Genomic DNA, 16,061 nt, shown 5'->3' with positions numbered 1-16,061 from the left:
AGGTTGAGGTGGTTTTTTACTTTCGCAAGAGGTCTATTAATGTTGATAACAATCACATTTATTAATATTGTTTGTTTTTAATTGCAAATATAATTAACATTGTGACTTTTATCACAATATTGATGGGTAAATTAGTAAGTCAAATTTTTATTAATCAACTTTAAATAATTACATCATTAGACCTCTTTCATAAATCATTTTTTAACCATTTAAATCACTAATGCAAGTTCCCTCTCCATGTAGGAGAGGGTTAGGGAGAGGTTATTTTTCTAATATCACCATCATCCTCTTGTGCAGTAACCTGCTCATCCCAAAGGGAGAAGGGACTTTTCTTTATTTTAAAACACCATCTGAATGATTGTTTTTTGATTTATGAAAGGGGGCTATTATTCATTTACGGATGCGCCCCCTTCCTTCCAAACGAAGAAAAGTGATCGACATTAAATTTTCAACTCGCTTGTGATTATTTTTAGAGTGGTGTAAGTGAGTGATTTAAGAAGGGGCTATTTACCAAGAATAGTTTCTAAAACGAATTTAGAACCGATAAAGCCAATGGCTAAGAGCATAAAACCTACAATAGTAAAACATCTAGCTTTTTGCCCACGCCAGCCAAAACGGTAATGCCCAAATAATAAAGCACCATAAACAAACCAAGAAACAATACTAAATGCTGTTTTATGCGCTAAATGTTGAGCAAAAAAATCATCAATCGTAAAAAAGCCGAAGATAAGTGCAGTACTTAATAAAATGAAACCTGTAACAAGCATATCGAATAACAGAGATTCCATTGCTTGATAGGAGGGTAATAGATTTACCCAAACACGATGTTTCTGTTTGTTTTTTAACTCACGATCTTGTAACCACAACAAAACTGCGTGAATTGTTGCCATTAATAGCACTGCATAAGCTGAGAGTGACAAAATAATATGGACATCAAGTCCAAGTGTGTTCTGTTTAAGTGTAAGTATAGGCTGGCTCAAGGAATAGCCTAAAATTAAACCCAATGCAGCTACTGGTATTCCAATCAGATTTAGCGCAAGTACAGGTCGATAAGTGCTATAAAGCAGGCTCAATAACAACATGAGTGCTGAAGTAAATGAAAGGAGATTAAAAACATTATAGTTAATGCCGAAAGGCGTTTTCATATCTATCAATAAGACGACAGCATGCAAGATCAAGCCTAATCCAGCTACGAGACTGATAAACCAATGATTAGGGACACGTTTAGTCATTAAATGGGTAAATAAATACCAAAAGGCAGTGGTATAGGCGATCAATGCTAAAATTGTGTAAACCAAAGGGAGGCTAATCATGTCAAACCTTTTTATGGATGCTGAATATTCATCTAATAAGATATAAATTCCAAACGAACTACAGTATCCTATAGCATCTTATGCATAAATTTTCTATTTTAAGAAAGATTTTTTTGCAACAACCATTTTAAGCGGATTTTGCAATGTTTGATACCTTAACAGAACGACTCACGCAGAGTTTAAGAAATGTTACTGGCTCTGGGCAACTGACCGAAGACAATATTAAAGATACGTTACGTGAAGTGCGTATGGCACTTCTTGAAGCCGATGTTGCACTTCCTGTAACTCGTGAATTTATCGCGAAAGTTAAGGAAGAGGCATTAGGTCAAGAGGTGATGTCACAGTTATCTCCAGGCCAAGCATTCGTCAAAATTGTTCATGATGAGCTCACCAAAATGATGGGTGAGGCAAATGAAAGTCTTGATCTTGCTGCAAAGCCTCCCGTTGTTGTTTTATTGGCTGGTTTACAAGGTGCAGGTAAAACGACGACTGCTGCAAAATTAGCTCGTTTTTTACAAGAGCGACAAAAGAAAAAAGTCGCAATGGTTTCTGCCGACGTCTATCGTCCTGCAGCGATTAAGCAGCTCCAGACTGTAGCAGGTGAAGTCGGCGCGATTTTCTTTGAATCAAGTGCTGATGAAAAGCCAATTACGATTGCAAACCGAGCAATTGAACAAGCCAAAATTCAATTTGCGGATGTATTGATTGTCGATACTGCAGGTCGTTTACATATCGATGACGATATGATGGGCGAAATTAAAGAATTGCATGCAGCGATTAATCCTACAGAAACACTGTTCGTTGTAGATGCAATGACCGGTCAGGATGCTGCAAATACAGCAAAAGCATTCAATGATGCATTGCCTTTAACCGGTGTGATTCTTACAAAAACTGATGGTGATGCGCGTGGTGGTGCAGCACTTTCTGTTCGTGCAATTACTGGTAAGCCTATTAAATTCTTGGGGATGGGGGAGAAACTCGATGCCCTTGAACCATTCCATCCTGAGCGTGTAGCACAACGTATCTTAGGTATGGGTGATGTTCTTTCTTTGGTTGAAGAGCTTGAACGTAAAGTCGACAAAGAAAAAGCTGAAAAAATGGCGAAAAAACTGCAAAAAGGCGGCAGCTTCAACTTTGAAGATATGCTGATGCAGTTTGAACAAATGAATAAAATGGGCGGTATGATGGGCTTCTTAGACAAGTTGCCTGGCATGAGTAACTCAGGAATTCAGGATGCGATTGCTCAAGCAAATCCTGAAAAGCAAGTGAAGAAAATGGAAGCGATTATTCAATCGATGACCATCAAAGAGCGTCGCAATCCTGACTTGATGAATCCAAGCCGTAAAAAACGTATCGCAGCAGGTTGTGGTATGGATGTTGCTGAAGTCAATAAGCTGATCAAACAACATGCCCAAATGGCAAAAATGATGAAAAAATTTGCGAATCCATCGGGTATGGCGAAAATGATGAAATCATTAAGCGGTATGCAAAAGAAATTTGGTGGCGGCGGTGGCGTTGGTCCGTTATTCGGTGGAAAAGATCCAAAATAATTCCCAAAAATTAAAAAGGCGCTGTGGCGCCTTTTTTCATGCTACATAATTTTGCAAACTTACTATTTAGTTTAAAAAATAATCAATTCATGATGTTGAGAATACAGTCAAGAGTGCAAGAAAATGACACAGGTTTATGTTGTGCATGGATATACGGCAAGCCCTGAAGAAAATTGGTTTCCATGGATACAACAACAAGCTGATCAGTATGGTATTCCATTAAAAGTATTGAGATTAGATCCTTCTGAGACGCCACTATTAGGAACGTGGCAACAACAAATGAAAGAGCAAATAGCTCAAATTGATGATCAAACAATTTTTGTTGCTCACAGTCTCGGGTGTATTGCAACTTTACATTACTTAAGCCAAGTGCTTTTAAACCAAAAAATCAAAAAATTAATTCTAGTTGCTGGTTTCAATGGACGTTTAGGGCGGCTTGAGCAAGTTAATCCATTTATTGATGCAGCAGATATAGATTTTGAACTCATTCGTGACCAAGTTCATGATCGCGTGGTCATTTATTCTGAAGGTGATAAGAGCGTTCTGCCTAAATTTAGTTTCCAACAAGCTGAAAGTATTGATGCACATGTCGTTGCTGCAGAACATCAAGGGCATTTTATTGATTCAGAAGGTTGTACTGCATTGCCTGAGGTTTGGGCTGAGATTGTTCGAGATTAATTCAGAAGCTATAAGCTCTCACTGACGTGTTTAACGTGATGTCACCCACATATTGATTTCTGCTCTAAAGACAAGCGCTTGGTTTTGATCATGGACTTCGATACACGCTACAAATTTATTTGGTATGGATTGACCCGCTTGAATTGGCGTCAGAGGATAAGCAACTGCTGTTAAATCGGTCGTTGCTTTTTTAATATAGTTGACTTGCATACCATCGGGTATCCATCGATGGCTTGGTGGAAGAGTGACTTCTGTCATTAGACCACCAGTAAGCTCTGCCAAATTACACAATGCGATCGCATGTATAGTATCGAGGTGATTTAAAACCCTTTTTTCTTTAGACATCTGGACCTGACAAAAATCTGGTCTCAATTCAATAATTTTCGTGCGAATCGACTTGAAATAAGGTGCTTTGAGTTGGATCACTTAATTGAAAAGTATTTTCCCAAAGGGCAGTTTCTTCGCGATATTCCAAACGTTTAACGTCCTGTTATTCATGTTGTTCAGCCTGTTTTTTTGTATTTTGGATGTGTGTACTGACACTGAGTGAATAATTTTTTGTTTTAAGAGACACTCAGTTCAGCAGACCTGATGACCAAGTTATGTTTTTTGTTGCGTGACAGCAAGATAGCGTTGTAAGCCTTTTAATAATAAATCGGTTTCAATTTTCGGGTCATAAGATTGTAAATATTGAGCAAAAAGTGCTGCATCTCCACCTGTAAGGATTAATTTTCTTGGAGATGTTGTTAAAACTTTTTCGATCATACTGACCAATCCCAATAAAATACCATGATGAACAGCATCCATTGTATTTTGCCCAGGACTTAACTCATCAAATGCAGCATCAGGGATTTTGATCCCTTTGGTATTTTGAATAAGTGAGTCTCGTTGTAGATAGAGATTAGGTACGATATATCCCCCTAAATGTGTAAATCCATCTGCTAAATCAATTGTTAAGGCCGTTCCACAACTGATCACGCAATATTTCTCTTGAGGATCGGTGACGACCGCTAGAACTTGTAGCCAACGATCGATACCCAATTGATTCGGTTCTGTATATCCACATTGGAGTCCTGCATATTCTTGATGAACTTTAGCAACGACAATTGGGATATCCAGCAGTTTTAAAATTTTGAGTATGCGATCGTTATTTTTCTTGTCTTGAACAGATGAGATACCGACTTCTGATAGGTTTTGAGATTTAAAGTGTTGGATGAGACCCAACATTAAGTCCGCAGGAGATTGTAGATGAAGCTCCGCCACATGCTCCAAGATTTGCTCACCTTCCGTGATCCAATATTTTAAACGCGTATTGCCTATATCTAACCAAAGACGTTTCATCATGTATTCGCTGACCTATCTTTTCTCTATTTTTTTAAGCGTAAACGCCCTTGATACAAACCGATTAAACCTTGTTCAGTCAAAATATTAATTCGACCATCGTCTCCAATACCTTTAAAGATACCTTGTACTGTTTTATTCACTTGCTCAAATTCTACAGTCTGATTCATAAAAGCAGCATAGTGATTGAAACGTACTGAGAGATTATAACTTCCGTGCTCAAACCATTGTCCGGCTTGCATGATGGCAAGATAAAGCTCTGAAATAATCTTAATTCGATTTGGATGAGCTAAACCCAATTGCATGATTGATGTGGTTTGCTGTTCGATTGCTGCATCAGAAACAGGCAATAAATTAATACCAACACCAACAATCGCCTGATGTGGGGTTACAGGCTCTACCAAAATGCCACCCCATTTGCCTTGCGCACTATAAAGGTCATTTGGCCATTTGATTTGTAAATGATCCAATGACTTAAATGAAGGAATTTGCAAAATATTAAGTGCAATCTCAAGGGATAGTCGACCATCTAAGGGTGTTTTGGTTTCTAGCAATGTGCTTAAATAAATATTCCCGACTGGGGAAACCCATTGTCGTTGATGTTGTCCACGTCCCTGAGTTTGAGTCTCACTGCATACAAGAATACCCTGTACACCTTTTTTGATGAGTGCGCGTACTTCATCATTGGTTGAAGTGGTGCTCTGTTTTAACAGTAAAACTTCTGGAAGTTGTTGAGCTTCAGTTAAAAGCTGACTGAGGTGGCGAGTCTCTAAATCCATGTTGAATCTGAGAAGAGTAAAAGATTTATGGAGTTAATCATATATTTAGCTATTGGTGCAATCGCTGGTTTTACTGCAGGGTTGTTTGGCGTGGGCGGTGGATTAATCATCGTACCCATTTTATTTATTGTATTTACCCAAATGGGTTATGACCCAACTGTCATTATGCACATGGCGCTTGGAACATCATTGGCTACGATTGTGGTCACATCGATTAGCTCAGTTATGGCACATCATAAAAAAGGTGCAGTGCTATGGTCAGTATTTAAAAATTTAGCGCCAGGTTTGGTACTGGGTTCATTTTTTGGTGCTGGATTGGCCAGTATTATCTCTGGACCAATGCTGCAATTGATTATCGGTTGTTTCGCAATTTGGGTTGCATACCGTATGTTCCGTGGTGCTAATGTGGTGGTCGATCAATCTAAGCAACTACCTTCTGTACCTGCTCAATTGGCTGCGGGAAGTGGAATTGGGGTGGCTTCAGCAATTTTTGGGATCGGTGGAGGAAGTTTAACCGTACCTTATTTAAATCATCATGGGGTGGTGATGCAAAAAGCTGTTGCAACATCTGCTGCATGTGGACTGCCGATTGCTTTAGCAGGTGCATTTGGATTTATGTTCTACGGACAAAAAGCACCTGCTGAAATCGAAAATGCCATTGGATATGTTCATGTTTATGCATTCATTGGCATTAGTGTAATGAGTTTTATCACCGCAAAAGTAGGAGCAAAAGTTGCACATAAACTGTCAGCAGCGATGTTGAAAAAATGTTTTGCAGCTTTGCTTACAACTGTAGGGATTTATTTTATTTATCAAGGCGTATTTTGAGAAAAATATGCCAAATCATTCTCGAAAATAATGATGTGTATTGACTTAAAAATTTGATAAATTGTCAGACAAAGACATAGTCAGTATGATGCTATTGGTATAAAAACAATAAAATAGCATCATGCTTGATGAAGTGTGAGTAAAAAAATAAATAGGAATATTATGCAATTGGAAGAAGTGGACAGCCTTTCAGAGCAAATAGCCAGACATATAAGTGAACAGATTATTAGTGGCGAATTGGTCGAAGGTGAACGTATACAAGAATTGCGTATCGCTAAAGAATTAGACGTGAGTCGAGGTTCGGTACGTGAAGCTTTATTATTACTTGAACGCACGCATTTAATTGAAATTTATCCAAGACGCGGCGCAATTGTGTCAGAAATGTCTGCCCAACAAGTGCGAGCTTTATTTGATACGAGTGCTCTTATGTTAGGGCAGATCGTCCAGCGTATGAGTGAAACTTGGCGTAATCATGAAGCTGAGGCGCTTCAGCAACTTTTGCAATATTTAATTGAACAAGTTAAACAAAGTAATACTGAAAAATTTTACGATGGTGTATTTCAATTTTTAGCTAAGCAACAAGATATGGTAGCCAACCCTTACTTAATGAAGTTTTATCGCGAACTGTTGCCATCTATACGTCGTAGTTATTTTTTAACCTTAAATACTTCGCGTAGAGAGCTCCAAGAAGCACTTGAATTAATTAAGCTCGTGATCGATGCAATTTTGATCCGAAAATCACAACAAGCTACTTTATTTATGGAAGATTTTTGCCGACACTTGCGCAATCTAGTGTTAGAGTCACTGACACGAATGAAACAAATTGAACTAGCTTGGGCGCGGAGATCGCGCAGATAATCAGGACACTATGCGATTAAGCAGCTTAAAACTCTCTGGCTTTAAATCTTTTGCGGATAGCAGCACCTTACAATTTAAAGCCAACCGTACCGCAGTCGTGGGACCAAATGGTTGTGGTAAATCCAACGTCATCGATGCAATCCGATGGGTGATGGGAGAGTCAAGCGCACGCCAGTTACGTGGTGGAAGTATGCAGGATGTCATTTTTACTGGGACAGCAAAGCGTAAACCAGTGGGAATGGCGAGTGTAGAATTACGCTTCGAAAATACCTATGGAAAATTAGGTGGAGCATATAACGCTTATAGTGAGTTGGCGGTACGTCGCCAAGTCAATCGCGATGGTAAATCTGAATATTTTCTTAATGGTACAAAATGCCGCCGCCGTGATATTACAGATATTTTTTTAGGAACAGGCTTAGGTCCTCGTTCGTATGCGATTATTGAACAAGGCATGATTAACCGTTTGGTCGATGCAAAACCAGATGAAATGCGCGTTTATATCGAAGAAGCTGCTGGAGTATCACGTTATCAAGCACGTCGTCGTGAGACGATGCAACATTTAGAACATACTCATCAAAATTTAAGTCGTCTAAATGACATTGCTGTTGAATTAAAATCCCAATTAAAGACACTAAAGCGTCAAGCAGAAGCTGCACTTCAATATAAAGCTTTAGAGACTGAAATTCGAACTTTGAAAGTTGAGATACTTTCATTTCAATGCCATCAAAGTGAACGAATTCAACAAGAATATACAACTGAAATGACTGAATTGGGTGAGCAATTTAAGCTTGTTCGTTCTGAACTCACCACTGTTGAGCATGATTTAACAGCAACAAATGAGTTATTTCAGCGATTAATGCAACAATCCACACCACTTCAGCAAGAATGGCAACAAGCTGAAAAAAAGCTGGCTGAATTACAAGCCAATTTGGATCAAAAACAGCAATTGTTTGCTCAAAATACTTTAACTTTAAAGCAGCTTGAAGAGCAAAAAATACAAACCAAAGAGCGGATGCAACTGATTGATATTCAGTTGGAAGATTTGATCCTCCAGCAAGAACATCAAGCAACAACATTGAGTGATACTGAATCAAATGCACAGCTTGATTTACAACAATTCAATGAGCTGAAGGCAAAGCAACTTGAAGCGCAAAAATCATTTTCTGAAATAAAAGCATTGGTTGAAAAGCAACAACAGCAACGTGCACAAATGTTGGCGCAGAGTGATCAATTGGCTAAAAATGTGCTTCGAATTGAGCAGCAAAAACAAACTTTGCTCGAACAAAAATCTCAAAATCAAGCACAGTATGAACAGGATGATATTGACAATCTCCTGCATGAAAAAAATGATGTACAGATTGAAATCGTTCGTCTAGAAGAAAGAATTGAGAAATTAGAAACTCAATTGAAACGTGATCAAATCTCATTGACTGAGCAAAAAAGTAAATGCACAGATTTGAATTCACACATACAGATTTTGAAATCTGAACAAAAACAATTACAACAGCTTGTGGTGAAAGTCAGTCGACATGCATCGAAGAGCAATGACCCTTTAATGCAAATTTTGAAGCTAAAAGATCAGGCGAAACCATTTGCAGCATTGGTCGAAAAATTTCTGTCAAAGTGGCTGCATGCGAATACGTTAAAGAGTGAAGATTTATTTCAGACCGAATCTGCCCGTCAATTAAAAGTTATTCAGCAAGATGTATCTGGGACTGTACTTGGTTTACCCACATTAGCGAGCTGGATTGATTTCCCCCAAAACTCATTATGGTTAAACGTTGCGATAGCTCAAGATTTTGAGCAGGCGCTTCAATTACAGCCTCAATTAAAACAAGGTGAGTCTATTTTAAGTTTGGATGGCTATCATATGGGTCCTGACTGGATGATTGGTCTGTACTTTGATGAGTCGAGTCAAGATGCTCAAGGAGCACTTAGCCACCGAATTCGATTAGATGAAATTGATTCAGAGTTGACACAAATGGTGAAAGCGCATGAGTCAATGACGCTCGAACTCGCTGAGATGCAATTAAAGCTTGAACAAAAAAATAGTGAATGTACGGAGTTGCAAAAAGCGTTAAAAAATCATCAAGCCCTTGCTCACCAAGTTGAAGTGAAGATTGCAAAACAGCAAATGGCTCAGCAGGCTTTCGAGTCGCAAAATCTACACATCGAGTCACAAATTGCTCAACTTGATGCGCAGCTTGAAGAAGATGCGATGCAAAAAGATGATTTGGAAATCGATTTACATGCATTGATGCTTAAAATTGAACACAATCTTCCACACTACAAAACCTTAGAGTTTCAAGTTGAAGAATTGAATGATCAGGTTGAGCATCTTCAGGACTTAGTCTACAAAAAACAACAAGAGTTAGAAACAAACCGCCGTACTCATACGCAAAATCAGCAACAAATTGAGCTGTTGGAAAAAGATGCAAGTTTTCTAAAAACGCAATATCAGCAGATCATCACTCAAATTACACAAGCTAAAAATTTCGTGGATCCGATTCAATTAGAATTACCCACTTTGCAAAGCCAATATGAGGTTCAAAAGCAGCAGACTGAAAAGTTACAAAAGACTTGGTCCTCATGGCAAGTCGAACTTAATGAAATACAGTCTAAGCAACAAAAATTGACGGAGCTACGGTTAAATCATCAGCAAAGTGATGAGCACTTTAGAACCCAGTTAGAAGAGAAGCGTTTAGCATGGCAAGTGGCTAAATCTGATTTACAACATTATGCTGAACAATTAAAAGAGCTTAATGCAGAATTATTAGAAAATGTGAAAATTGATTTGAGTCAGCACCAACAGCAGTTAGAGCAGGCACAGCGTCAGTTTGACAAAATAGGCGCTGTGAACTTAGCAGCTTCAGAAGAGTATGAAGAAGTATCAAAGCGCTATGAAGATTTAAGCCATCAAATTGAAGATCTTGAAAAAACAGTCGCACAATTAAAGGATGCGATGAAAAGCATTGATCAAGAAACTAAAAAGCTATTCATGACTACCTTTGATCAAGTAAATGCGGAATTGCAAAACTTATTCCCAAAGGTGTTTAATGGTGGTGAAGCAAGTTTAAGTTTAGAAGATGATTGGCAATCTGGTGTAAAGCTAATGGCTCGACCACCAGGAAAGCGAAATAGTTCTTTAGCATTGTTATCAGGCGGTGAAAAAGCACTAACAGCACTAGCATTAGTTTTTGCTATATTTCGACTGAATCCAGCACCATTTTGTGTATTGGATGAGGTTGATGCACCGTTAGATGATGCAAATGTTGGACGTTTTTGTAATTTAGTAAAAGAGCTTTCTGAACAGGTCCAATTCATTTACATTACACACAATAAAGTTGCGATGACGATGGCTACTGACTTACTTGGTGTAACAATGCCTGAGCCAGGAACATCGAAGTTAGTCACTGTTGATCTAGAAGAAGCGAAAGAATACGGTTTAGCTGCGGAGTCTTAATATGGAAATCAGTACCATTATCGGAATTGTGATCGCAATCGTGATCTGTTGCATAGGGTTGTTTATGATCCTGCGCAAGCCGAGTGATGCAGCACCGTCATTAGATGCTGAATTACATATAAATGAACAATGTAATCAACCCGTCATTCCTCGTCATGTTCGTAGTCTTTTACAGGCGCAAGCCGCACCATTGGCTTCTTCTGAGCGTGTAGAACCAAGTTTGAAAGACATTGAAGCGAGTGATGTGGCTCGAGTGGATCAAACAGCTGATCAGCATGCTACAAAGACGCCTGAAAATATTCAAAAAACTGTAGAAGTGGTAGATACAGTGCAACTGAATACTTCAGTAGACCTTGCAGAGAAAGAAAGTAAATCTCTGCTCGACTCCAGTAAAAACTCGGACAGCACTGAGACTGACCCACTAGAAAAAAATACAGAAACAGTCGAGAGTAAAGCTCAGTCGATTGATGGTGTAACAGACACTCAAAGTGCAGATCTTATTTCCAAAGATTCAATCGTAGAAACTACAATTGAAGACTCTAAAAAAGTTGAGCCAAGTTTTGTATTAAATCCGAATATTCAAACTGCTGAAATCAAAGAATTTGAAGAGGAAAGCAGCATCTTGGATGTGCATTTACATGAACAGCAACGTTTTGATGATGAAAGTGCTTTAGCAAATGCCGAATACATTATTAGTTTGAATATGTATCCGAACCCTCGAAAAGCACTTTCAGGTGATAAAGCTTTGAAAGTGTTAATGAAATATGGATTGCGCTTTGGCGAAATGAACTGTTTCCATCGTTATGAAACTCCTGATGCAGTCAGCCCATTGCTGTTTTCCGTACTCAGAATCACAGATCAGGGTCCTGCAGGTTTCGATTTAGAAACATTATCCGGTGAACAAGTTCAAGGTTTAGCATTCTTCTTAGCATTACCGCATCATAATGTTCAAAAAGGCTATGACAGTATGGTTAGTATTGCAGGGCTTATTGCACGTGAAACAGATGGTACCGTCTATGATGAAAATAATCTTGAATTTACACCGCAGTTAAAAGAACACTGGCGCCATAAAGCGATCGACTATAGATCAGGTCAAGCTGTTTAATCACCTAGGTGACTTACTGAATTTGTGTAAAGTCATTTATACTGTTTAGGTTGAAATTATTGGGCGGAATTTTCCGCCCTTTTATATGGTGAAAATATGGATCAGAACGCTGTCGTTGCGCAAATGCGCCAACTCATTCAATTACTGGCTCGGCATAACCATGCTTATTATGTGATGGATCAGCCGACAATTGAAGACAGTGAATATGATCAATTGTTTTATCAACTAAAAAACTTAGAAGAACAATATCCTGATTTAGTACAGACGGATACACCGACCAATAAAGTCGGTGATAAACCTTTATCTAAGTTTGAAAATATTACACATACTGTTCCAATGTTGTCTTTGGGTAATGTGTTTAATCAGGATGAACTTTTTGCCTTTGCACGCAGAATTGAAGAGCGTTTACCGAACCAGAAAATCCAATACGACGTCGAACTTAAATTTGATGGGCTTGCGATCTCACTATGGTATGAACATGGTGTGTTGATTCGAGCGGTTACACGTGGGGATGGTGAAACAGGAGAAGTCATAACCCAAAATGTAAAAACAATTCGTAATTTGCCTAAAGTACTCATGATGTCTCAAGGTGTACCACCAGCGTTGTTAGAAGTTCGTGGCGAAGTACTAATGCCTAAAGCTGGATTTGTAAAGTTAAATGCTGAAAATGAGGCCAAAGGTGAGAAAACTTTTGCTAACCCAAGAAATGCAGCAGCAGGGAGTTTGCGTCAACTTGATCCGACCATAGCAGCATCACGACCACTTGCATTCTATGCTTATGGTATTGCGCAATGCATGCCACATCATGGTCTGAGCACGATGTCAGAGAGCTTAAATTGGCTTGAACAGTTGGGCTTTGCTGTTGGGGAAAAACATTTTGTTTGTGACAGTATTGAAGAGGTTCAAGCGGCTTATGAATCTGTAAATCAGGAGCGTCCAAACCTGTCAGTTGAAATTGACGGGATGGTGATAAAAGTCAATGATTTGAAGCAACAACAACAATTAGGCTTTTTAAGTCGTGAACCTCGATGGGCAACAGCATATAAGTTCCCTGCAGTGGCTGCGCTAACCACAGTTGAAAATATTGATTGGCAGGTAGGGCGTACAGGTACTTTAACGCCTGTAGCGCGATTAAATCCTGTATCGGTTGGCGGAGTCACAGTATCAAACGTGACTTTACATAATATTGGTGAAATACATCGCTTGGACGTGCGCGTTGGAGATACGGTGAGTGTCTATCGTAGCGGAGATGTTATTCCTAAAGTTGAAAAGGTTTGGCCAGAATTTCGACCTCTAGAAACCACTGAAATTCAATTGCCAGAACAATGTCCTGTATGTGCTTCTCCAGTTGTGATGCCCGAAGGCGAAGCTTTAGCACGATGTTCAGGGGGGCTTTATTGTGCGGCACAGCGTATAGAGGCGATCCGTCATTTTGTATCACGTAAAGCAATGGACATCGAAGGTTTGGGTGATCGTTGGGTTGAGTCTTTATTACATCTTGAACTCCTCAAAGATGTTGCAGACATTTACCACTTGCACGAGCATCGTGAAAAGCTGCTGACTATTGAAAAAATGGGTGAGAAATCTGTACAAAATCTCATAGACTCAATAGAAAGTAGTAAAAAAACAACATTAGCGGCATTTATTTACGCACTAGGCATTCGAGGAGTAGGCGAGACTACGGCTCGAATGTTAGCCAATACCTTCCAGACTTTAGATGCGCTGAAATCTGCTGATTTAGAAGCATTAAAGAAAACCCCTGATGTAGGTGATATTACTGCAGAATGGATATTAGACTTTTTCAAAGCTGAACATAATATTGAAGTATTAAATCGATTAATTGAGGCTGGAATTCATTGGGATGCACCGATAGCACCGACTCGACAACCTTTAAATGGTGAGAGCTGGGTGGTGACTGGTACTTTAAGCAGTATGGGGCGAGATGAAGCGACTCAACTCTTACAGGCATTAGGTGCACGTGTGAGTGGTAGTGTATCCAGTAAAACGAAATGCTTGGTTGCTGGTGAAAAGGCAGGTTCCAAACTTGAAAAAGCAGAAAAACTAGGTATTCCGGTGATGAATGAAGCTGAGTTTATTGCATTTATGATTCAGCATGGTCAGCTCACTGAACCTGAGTCTTAAGTGTATCTTGCACATAACGAAGGGCATCAATAGATGCCCTTTTTTCTCGAGTAATTAGATATTAACCACGTTTTTTGATAATGCCATCGTCAAGTAGCTGTTGAAAATGTTCTACGATACTTGTCTCAACGTCACGATATTGCATGCCTAATTCTTGCTTACTACGCTCAGCATTGAAGTAAATGGGGTAACCCACATTCAAGTCAACGAATTTTCGCGTATAGCCAAACAGAGGAGCGAATAATTTGAATAAAAACTTGGGGGCAATCATTCGTGGGAAAGGATAGCGTCCACCAAAATGTTGTCGTAATGTTTTACCCATTTCGAGTAGGGTCATCGTTTTAGCATTAATAATATATCGTCCATGTGCTTTAGGGTGAAGTGCTGCTTGGATATGCGCATGAGCGACATCTCGAACATCGACTAACCCATTCCACATTGGAGGAACACCAAATAAAGTCATGCCATTTCCAAATTGTTGAATGACTTCAACACTTCCAGATTGCGTAGAAGGTGTAAGTGATGGTCCAACAACCAATGAGGGATTGATACACACTAAATCCCATCGAGATTGTGCCTTTTGCATATCCCATGCTTTACGTTCTGCTGCGACTTTAGAGTAAAAATAAGGTTGGTGTTCGGCACTACTGGTGGTATTCCAATGGCTTTCTTCAAACTGGTTCTGCTCAGTTTTCAAAATATCCACTGCATCGCCATAAGTTGAAGCAATACTAGATGTGACAACGACACGTTTTACTGTATCTGTACGATTGACACTGTTCAGTACATTGGTCGTACCTTTTAGTGCAGGGTCAATCAAGTCTGTGATTGGATCTTTAAAGTTAGTCACTAAAAAAGGTGACGCCATATGGATCACAATTTCACAGTCTTTCATTGCTTCATCAAATGAACCTTCTTCTAAGAGATTTGCTTGAAATAACTTTAAAGCGCCTGAAGTTTGAGATGCGATTTGTTCTAAATGTTGAAAACTTGAACTTTTAGTTAAGTCTCGTACAGTGGCGTGAACGGTGTATCCTTGTTCTAATAATTGTTTAATTACCCAACCAGCAATATAGCCAGTTGCACCTGTCACCAAAATCGGGGCAGTAGTCGTCATCATTGTTATTGCCTGATGGTCAAATAGATTCATTCTAAAATTAAAAAAAGGATTTGTCCTTGATCATTTTCAACATCAACTCAAATGTAATGAGAGTCACTTCGATTGGTTACAAAATTAAATAGAGCTAAAATTTGTTTAAAACTGCTCTCGAATTTTTTTAACTGTATGCAAGGGGTTATTTTTTAAGTAAAAAATAAGTGATTCAAACTGCAAATGCGTATGTTTCTCATTTTAATTATATAAAAATCATAAACTTACACATTATATTTTTTGCAAAATAAGCTCTGATTGTTCATAATGTTGCTATTAAAGAATGGAGTGATTGAAATGCGTGGCAATCCAGAAGTCGTAGATTACTTAAATATGTTGATCGGTGGTGAACTGGCTGCTCGTGATCAATATCTCATTCATTCACGTATGTATGAAGATTGGGGTCTCACTAAGATTTTTGAGCGTATCGATCACGAAATGCAAGAAGAAGCACAACATGCTGATGCTATTATTCGCCGTGTCTTATTCTTGGAAGGTACACCGAATATGAGTCGTGATGATATTGAAGTAGGTGAAGACGTCGTTTCATGTTTAAAAGCTGATTTAAAGCTTGAGTACGAAGTGCGTGAAAAATTAGCGCAAGGTGTAAAGCTTTGTGAGGAAAAAGGCGATTACGTGACACGTGATATGTTGCGTCAACAAATGTCGGATACCGAAGAAGATCATACTTATTGGTTGGAAAAACAGCTTCGCTTAATTGAACTAATTGGTTTACAAAACTATATTCAGTCTCAAATGTAAGTTAAAACCCAGCAAGGCTGGGTTTTTTTATATCTCAATTTTGCTTAAATTGACTCATTTTTAATAATTATCTCTCTGTACACGACAAATTT

Annotated in this window: 12 protein-coding genes and 1 pseudogene; 8 read left to right on the top strand and 5 right to left on the bottom strand. The window is 38.8% G+C overall.

What is annotated here, in order from left to right; all coding sequences use genetic code 11:
* Positions 1-503: 503 nt before the first annotated feature.
* Positions 504-1,313: a cytochrome C assembly family protein gene (locus tag CL42_RS12915; protein WP_035269266.1), complete on the bottom strand. Its 810-nt coding sequence runs from the start codon at positions 1,311-1,313 to the stop codon at positions 504-506.
* 143 nt (positions 1,314-1,456) lie between these two features.
* Here CL42_RS12915 and ffh point away from each other — a divergent pair, with 143 nt between their 5' ends.
* Entirely contained in the window at positions 1,457-2,863 is a 1,407-nt protein-coding gene (gene ffh / locus CL42_RS12910) for a signal recognition particle protein (RefSeq protein WP_035269264.1), read from the top strand.
* A 123-nt stretch (positions 2,864-2,986) separates the two neighbouring features.
* On the top strand, positions 2,987-3,541 hold the full coding sequence (locus tag CL42_RS12905; RefSeq protein ID WP_035269260.1) for an RBBP9/YdeN family alpha/beta hydrolase: 555 nt from the start codon (positions 2,987-2,989) through the stop codon (positions 3,539-3,541).
* Positions 3,542-3,571: 30 nt separating this feature from the next.
* Here the strand turns inward: CL42_RS12905 and CL42_RS12900 are convergent.
* From CL42_RS12900 to CL42_RS12890, 3 genes and pseudogenes are all read right to left on the bottom strand, one after another.
* Positions 3,572-4,039, bottom strand: a pseudogene (locus CL42_RS12900) (hotdog fold domain-containing protein).
* Positions 4,040-4,141: 102 nt separating this feature from the next.
* On the bottom strand, positions 4,142-4,882 hold the full coding sequence (locus CL42_RS12895) for a type III pantothenate kinase (RefSeq protein ID WP_035269271.1): 741 nt from the start codon (positions 4,880-4,882) through the stop codon (positions 4,142-4,144).
* 26 nt (positions 4,883-4,908) lie between these two features.
* A complete protein-coding gene (locus CL42_RS12890; protein WP_035269259.1) occupies positions 4,909-5,661 on the bottom strand; it encodes a biotin--[acetyl-CoA-carboxylase] ligase in 753 nt (250 codons plus the stop codon).
* A gap of 27 nt (positions 5,662-5,688) precedes the next feature.
* Between CL42_RS12890 and CL42_RS12885 the strand changes: the two genes are divergently transcribed.
* The 5 genes from CL42_RS12885 (at position 5,689) to ligA (ending at position 14,057) form a co-directional block, all read left to right on the top strand.
* Positions 5,689-6,489, top strand: a complete 801-nt coding sequence (locus CL42_RS12885) for a sulfite exporter TauE/SafE family protein (protein WP_035269256.1) — start codon at positions 5,689-5,691, stop codon at positions 6,487-6,489.
* Positions 6,490-6,651: 162 nt separating this feature from the next.
* Positions 6,652-7,347 carry a GntR family transcriptional regulator gene (locus tag CL42_RS12880; RefSeq protein ID WP_035269253.1) on the top strand — a complete coding sequence of 232 codons (696 nt, stop codon included), beginning with the start codon at positions 6,652-6,654 and terminating at the stop codon, positions 7,345-7,347.
* A 10-nt stretch (positions 7,348-7,357) separates the two neighbouring features.
* Positions 7,358-10,810, top strand: a complete 3,453-nt coding sequence (gene smc, locus CL42_RS12875) for a chromosome segregation protein SMC (RefSeq protein WP_035269251.1) — start codon at positions 7,358-7,360, stop codon at positions 10,808-10,810.
* Between the two features lies 1 nt (position 10,811).
* Positions 10,812-11,915, top strand: a complete 1,104-nt coding sequence (locus CL42_RS12870; protein WP_035269249.1) for a cell division protein ZipA C-terminal FtsZ-binding domain-containing protein — start codon at positions 10,812-10,814, stop codon at positions 11,913-11,915.
* A gap of 96 nt (positions 11,916-12,011) precedes the next feature.
* Positions 12,012-14,057, top strand: coding sequence for an NAD-dependent DNA ligase LigA (ligA, locus tag CL42_RS12865; RefSeq protein ID WP_035269246.1), 2,046 nt, complete (start codon positions 12,012-12,014; stop codon positions 14,055-14,057).
* 61 nt (positions 14,058-14,118) lie between these two features.
* Here the strand turns inward: ligA and CL42_RS12860 are convergent, their stop codons facing one another.
* On the bottom strand, positions 14,119-15,183 hold the full coding sequence (locus tag CL42_RS12860) for an SDR family oxidoreductase (RefSeq protein WP_035269269.1): 1,065 nt from the start codon (positions 15,181-15,183) through the stop codon (positions 14,119-14,121).
* Positions 15,184-15,504: 321 nt separating this feature from the next.
* Between CL42_RS12860 and ftn the strand changes: the two genes are divergently transcribed.
* Positions 15,505-15,969 (top strand): heteropolymeric bacterioferritin subunit Ftn, encoded by a 465-nt coding sequence (ftn, locus tag CL42_RS12855; protein ID WP_035269243.1) that lies wholly within the window; start codon positions 15,505-15,507, stop codon positions 15,967-15,969.
* Positions 15,970-16,061 lie beyond the last annotated feature (92 nt).

Origin of the sequence: Acinetobacter sp. Ver3 (assembly GCF_000632455.1) — a bacterium.
In the GTDB taxonomy this organism is placed as follows: Bacteria; Pseudomonadota; Gammaproteobacteria; order Pseudomonadales; family Moraxellaceae; genus Acinetobacter.
The sequence above is the reverse complement of the archived record's forward strand: the minus strand, read 5'-3'. Positions and strand labels throughout refer to the sequence as shown.

Bases quoted from the DNA above. Each gene is read 5' to 3' on its own strand.
- CL42_RS12870 (WP_035269249.1), top strand. From the start codon at position 10,812: ATGGAAATCAGTACCATTATCGGAATTGTGATCGCAATCGTGATCTGT.
- CL42_RS12885 (WP_035269256.1), top strand. From the start codon at position 5,689: ATGGAGTTAATCATATATTTAGCTATTGGTGCAATCGCTGGTTTTACT.
- smc (WP_035269251.1), top strand. From the start codon at position 7,358: ATGCGATTAAGCAGCTTAAAACTCTCTGGCTTTAAATCTTTTGCGGAT.
- ligA (WP_035269246.1), top strand. From the start codon at position 12,012: ATGGATCAGAACGCTGTCGTTGCGCAAATGCGCCAACTCATTCAATTA.
- CL42_RS12890 (WP_035269259.1), bottom strand. From the start codon at position 5,661: ATGGATTTAGAGACTCGCCACCTCAGTCAGCTTTTAACTGAAGCTCAA.
- CL42_RS12915 (WP_035269266.1), bottom strand. From the start codon at position 1,313: ATGATTAGCCTCCCTTTGGTTTACACAATTTTAGCATTGATCGCCTAT.
- CL42_RS12895 (WP_035269271.1), bottom strand. From the start codon at position 4,882: ATGAAACGTCTTTGGTTAGATATAGGCAATACGCGTTTAAAATATTGG.
- CL42_RS12905 (WP_035269260.1), top strand. From the start codon at position 2,987: ATGACACAGGTTTATGTTGTGCATGGATATACGGCAAGCCCTGAAGAA.
- ffh (WP_035269264.1), top strand. From the start codon at position 1,457: ATGTTTGATACCTTAACAGAACGACTCACGCAGAGTTTAAGAAATGTT.
- ftn (WP_035269243.1), top strand. From the start codon at position 15,505: ATGCGTGGCAATCCAGAAGTCGTAGATTACTTAAATATGTTGATCGGT.
- CL42_RS12880 (WP_035269253.1), top strand. From the start codon at position 6,652: ATGCAATTGGAAGAAGTGGACAGCCTTTCAGAGCAAATAGCCAGACAT.